General features: G+C 64.2%; 4 protein-coding genes. 2 read left to right on the forward strand and 2 right to left on the reverse strand.

Annotated features, from left to right (window positions below):
• Positions 1 to 71: 71 nt before the first annotated feature.
• Positions 72 to 995, reverse strand: coding sequence for an alpha/beta hydrolase (locus NUV89_RS27345; RefSeq protein ID WP_257783765.1), 924 nt, complete (start codon positions 993 to 995; stop codon positions 72 to 74).
• Between the two features lie 98 nt (positions 996 to 1,093).
• On the opposite strand from NUV89_RS27345, the gene NUV89_RS27350 reads away from it, so the two are divergent.
• Positions 1,094 to 1,669: a DUF6436 domain-containing protein gene (locus NUV89_RS27350; protein ID WP_257783766.1), complete on the forward strand. Its 576-nt coding sequence runs from the start codon at positions 1,094 to 1,096 to the stop codon at positions 1,667 to 1,669.
• Between the two features lie 30 nt (positions 1,670 to 1,699).
• Complete coding sequence (locus NUV89_RS27355; protein WP_257783767.1) at positions 1,700 to 4,063, forward strand: penicillin acylase family protein; 2,364 nt, start codon at positions 1,700 to 1,702, stop codon at positions 4,061 to 4,063.
• A gap of 12 nt (positions 4,064 to 4,075) precedes the next feature.
• Here NUV89_RS27355 and NUV89_RS27360 read toward each other — a convergent pair whose 3' ends face one another.
• Entirely contained in the window at positions 4,076 to 5,041 is a 966-nt protein-coding gene (locus NUV89_RS27360) for a GlxA family transcriptional regulator (RefSeq protein WP_257783768.1), read from the reverse strand.
• Between the last annotated feature and the right edge of the window lie 99 nt (positions 5,042 to 5,140).

Here is a 5,140-nt window from a genome sequence, read left to right on the forward strand (position 1 = left end):
TGGATCAGTCGAAACATCTGTGACTGACACACCGTATTCGCGAGCAAGCCCGCTCCCACATTTGAACTGCGTTACTTCAGTTGGTCCGTGAGAAAACTGAAGTACTCCTCGCGAATCTCCGCAATCTCATTCGCCAAATGATGCCTACCCCGCGCCAGCATCAACACTTCAGGCTCATCAAACTTACCCCGCAGCACCTGCAAGTTGTGCTGCCAGTCCACCGTCATATCTTCCTCGCCTTGCACAATCACCGGCCGCCGTGGGCTGCGCGGTGCAGCTTCGATGCGTTTGATCCAGCGCGCCAGGGCGCCGACCCAGGCGGTGGGCAATTGGCGCGGCTGCAACGGGTCGGCTTCGAGGAACGGCCGGAATGCCGGGTCGTGGGTGTTGTCGCTGAACCGCCGCGCAATGCCTTTGACGAACGGCCGCAGCAGGTAATAGCTGAGTTGCGACCAACCCCACGCCCGTGGCCGTACCAGTGGCGACAACAAAAACGTCCTGCCCTGGGCCGGGCTGTCGGCGCCATGGTTGAGCAGGTGATCCACCACCACCGCGCCGCCCGTGCTCTGCCCGAACAAGTGCCAGGGTTGCGGCAATTGCAGCGCTTTCGCCTCGGCAAACAGCGCCTGCACGACCTGTTGGTACACCGCGAAATCATCGATGCTGGCGCGCACGCCGCTGGATAGACCGTGCCCCGGCAGATCGCAGGCGATCACCACAAAGCCCTGGTCCAGCGCCCACTTCACCACATGGCGATACAGCCCCATGTGGTCGTAAAAGCCGTGGTACATGAACATCGTCGCCACCGGCGCAGCCGGCCACCACACTTGTGCAACCACCTGAAACCCCGCCACCTCGAAACGCCCCAGGCGACTCACAGCCTGATCGAGCCCGTAGAAACGCTGGTAGACCCGCGCCTCCACCGAGAGCGGCTGAGCGTCAGCCAAGTGCCGCAAGCTTTCGCGCAGATGATCGGGGTCAAAGGTGACGGGCATAAAGGCTTCCAGACTACGGCGCGGATGAATATCGAGCTGCGATATTCATCTGTCAGGACAAGCATGGCAAGCTACGCGACCTTCGAGGATACATCTGAATGCGACCGCCCTACCGTTCCGCCCTGTTTGCCAGCCTGCTCCTGGTCCTCTGCGCCGGCGTGCTGTGGGCGGCGTATGACTGGTTCCAGGGCCGCTACCTGCGCGCCTTCAGCGAACACACGGCGGTGTTTTCCGGTGACCCGTTGAAGCTGCCGGCCGACCTCGCCGGCCCCGGCCCGATCCGCCTGGTGCACTTCTGGGACCCGGCCTGCCCGTGCAACGTCGGCAACCAGCAACACCTCGGCGAGTTGATCGAGCACTACGCGCCCCAGGGCGTCGAGTTCTATGCCCTGCAAAAACCCGGCAGCCACGGCCAACTGCCCGACAACCTGCGCCAGATGAAAATCCTCACCGTCCTGCCCGGCGCCGATCAAGTGCCGGCCAGCCCCGCCGTGGGGATCTGGGATCGCACGGGCAAGCTCGCGTATTTCGGGCCTTACAGCGAGGGGCTGACGTGCAATTCCAGCAACAGTTTTATCGAGCCGATCCTGCAAGCGCTGGAAGACGGCCGCGAGGTGAATGCCACGCACACCCTGGCGGTGGGCTGCTATTGTTCGTGGCCTAAAGAGCAGTAGTCCGTTACCCATTCTGGCTAAGGAAAGTTCATGAAGCGCGTCTTGCAGGTTCTCGCGGTTCTGCTGGTGTTGGTCGCCGTTGGCGCCGGCGTGTACCTCTACAGCAAGCAGCCGACCCGCCAGGGCACGGTGACGCTGGCCAACCTGCAAGGTTCGGTCACGGTGCGCTATGACGACCGTGGCGTGCCGCATATCCGCGCCGAAAACGAGGCCGACCTGTATCGCGCCCTGGGCTTCGTGCATGCCCAGGACCGCCTGTTCCAGATGGAGATCATGCGGCGCCTGGCCCGTGGCGAGCTGGCCGAAGTGCTCGGGCCCAAGGTGCTGGAGACCGACAAGCTGTTCCGCAGCCTGCGCATTCGTGACCGCGCCGCCACGTACGTCGCACAGCTGGACCCTGAGTCGGCGCACTGGAAGGCCCTGCAAGCCTATCTGGACGGGATCAATCAATATCAGGACAGCCACGCCAGCCCGGTGGAGTTCGACGTGCTGGGCATCCCCAAGCGGCCGTTTACCGCCGAAGACACCATCAGCGTCGCCGGGTACATGGCCTACAGCTTTGCCGCCGCCTTTCGTACCGAACCCTTGCTGACTTACATACGCGACCAATTGGGCAGCGACTACCTGGGCGTCTTCGACCTCGACTGGCAACCCAAGGGCGCCCTCAACCTCGCCGCCAGCGATTGGCAGAGCCTTGGCGCCCTCGCGTCCCTGAGCGAGCAGGCGCTGGCCGACAACGGCCTGCCGCAGTTCGAAGGCAGCAACGCCTGGGCCATCAGCGGCAACCGCACCAAGAGCGGCAAGCCGTTGCTGGCGGGCGACCCGCATATCCGCTTCTCGGTGCCGTCGGTGTGGTACGAGGCGCAGCTGTCGGCGCCGGGTTTTGAGTTGTATGGCTATCACAACGCGCTGGTACCAGTGGCGTTCCTGGGGCACAACCTGGACTTCGGCTGGAGCCTGACCATGTTCCAGAACGACGACCTCGACCTGATCGCCGAGAAGGTCAACCCGGACAATCCCAACCAGGTCTGGTATCACGACGCCTGGGTCGACATGACCCGCACCGAGCAACAGATCAAGGTCAAGGGCCAGGTCCCGGTCAGCCTCACCCTGCGCCAATCGCCCCACGGCCCGATCATCAATGACGTGCTCGGTGACAACGCCGGCAAGACGCCGATCGCGATGTGGTGGGCGTTTCTCGATACGCAGAACCCGATCCTCGAAGGCTTCTACCAGCTCAACCGCGCCGACACCCTGGCCAAGGCGCGCGCGGCGGCGGCCAAGGTCTCGGCGCCGGGGTTGAACATCGTGTGGGCCAACGCCAAGGGCGACATCGGCTGGTGGGCGGCGGCGCAGTTGCCGATCCGCCCGGCCGGGGTCAACGCCGGGTTTATCCTCGACGGCAGCACGGCCCAGGCCGACAAGCTGGGTTTCTACCCGTTCAGCGCCAACCCGCAGGAAGAGAACCCGGCGCGCGGTTATGTGGTGTCGGCGAATGCCCAGCCGGTGTCGCCCATCGGCCTGGAGATCCCCGGCTATTACAACCTGGCCGACCGTGGTCAGCAGTTGAACGCGCAGTTGAGCGACAACAGCGTGAAGTGGGATGTCACCAACAGCCAGGCCCTGCAACTGGGTACTACCACGGCCTTTGGCCCACGCCTGCTGGCGCCGCTGTTGCCGGTGCTGCGCGAGGTGGTCAAGGACCCGGCGCAATTGCAGCTGGTCGAACAACTGGCCGCCTGGAAAGGCGATTACCCGCTGGATTCCACCAGCGCCACGCTGTTCAACCAGTTCCTGTTCAACCTCGCCGACGCGGCGTTCCACCCCAAGCTCGGCGACGGCATGTTCAAGACCCTGCTCGGCACCCGCGTGATCGACGCCGCGCTGCCGCGCCTGGCGGCCGCGCCGGACTCACCCTGGTGGAGCGGCCAGCGCGCCGAAGCCGTCAAACAAGCCTGGGACAACAGCCTCGCCCACCTCAAGAGCACCTTCGGCGATGACCCGAGCCAGTGGCAATGGGGCAAGGCCCACACCCTGACCCACGGCCATCCATTGGGCATGCAGAAGCCATTGGACCTGGTGTTCAACGTCGGCCCGTTCCCGGCACCGGGCAGCCACGAGGTGCCGAACAACCAATCAGCCAACATCGGCCCGGCGCCCTGGCCGGTGACCTACGGGCCTTCGACCCGTCGCCTGATCGACTTTGCCGACGTGGCCCACGCCCTGACCATCAACCCGGTGGGGCAAAGCGGCGTGCCGTTTGACCGGCATTATGGGGATCAGGCGGAGACGTATATCGAGGGGGGTTATGAGCAGGCGCATTTCACCGATGAAGAAATCACCGCCAATACCCGTGGCATCTTGAAACTGCTGCCAGCCCGCTCCCACAGTTGATTGGGGGCGCCGCTATATCGGTGCGGCGAAATTGAGCCGGAACTGTTGTGGCGTCACGCCGAGCCTGCGGTTGAACACACTGCGCATATGCTGGGCATCACGAAAACCGCACTGATAGGCCACGGTCTTGAGCGGTGCCTGGCTGCTTTCCAGCATCACCCGCGCCGCATCCACCCGCGCCCGTTCGACAAATTCCGCCGGGGTGATGCGCGCCTCACGGGCAAACACCCGGGAGAAATTGCGCGCGCTCATATTGGCCGCCTTGGCCAGGTCGGCGATGGTCAAATCCCCGGTCAGGTTCGCCAACACATACAACTGCACCAACGCCACCGCCGAGGTGGTTTCGGCGTGGGGCGTCAGAAACGGGCTGAACTGCGACTGCCCGCCCGAGCGCTGGGTAAACACCACCAGGCGCTTGGCCACGCTCAGCGCGACTTCCGGGCCATGGTCCTGGGCCAGCAAATACAGGGACAAATCGATCCCCGCCGTGACCCCCGCCGAGGTGTAGAGGTTGCCGTCCTGCACGTACAGACGGTCAGCCTCGACCTGGGCCGTGGGGCACAGGCGCGCCAGGTCGGCGGCATCGTTCCAGTGGGTGGTGACGGTTTTGCCGTCCAGCAAGCCGGCGCGGGCGAGCATAAAGGCGCCGTTGCAGATGGAACCGAAGCGCCGCGCCCGTTCGGTGGCGCCGCGTAGCCAGGCATCGAACGCCGGGCCGAAATCCTCAAAGGGCAATTGCGGGCCACCGGCGACCAGCAGCAGGTCGTAGGGTTGCAGAGCTTCGCTGTAATGCCGGTGGGCCTGCAGTGACAGGCCGTTGGAGGCGGCCATGTTGCCGTGGGCGAGGCCGATGACTTCCAGCTGGTAATGGTCCTGGCTGGGCAGGAAGCGATTGGCCTCGCAGAACACATCCATGGGCCCGGTGACATCCAGCGACTGGACGCCGGGGAAGATCAGGATGGCGACGGTCTTGCTCATGAACAGGCACACCTTCTCTAACGGGATTATCACAGAACCCCTGTGGGAGCGGGCTTGCTCGCGAATGCGGTCTGTCAGTTGATACATGCATTAACTGAC

This window comes from Pseudomonas sp. 18.1.10, assembly GCF_024655625.1.
In the GTDB taxonomy this organism is placed as follows: domain Bacteria; phylum Pseudomonadota; class Gammaproteobacteria; order Pseudomonadales; family Pseudomonadaceae; genus Aquipseudomonas.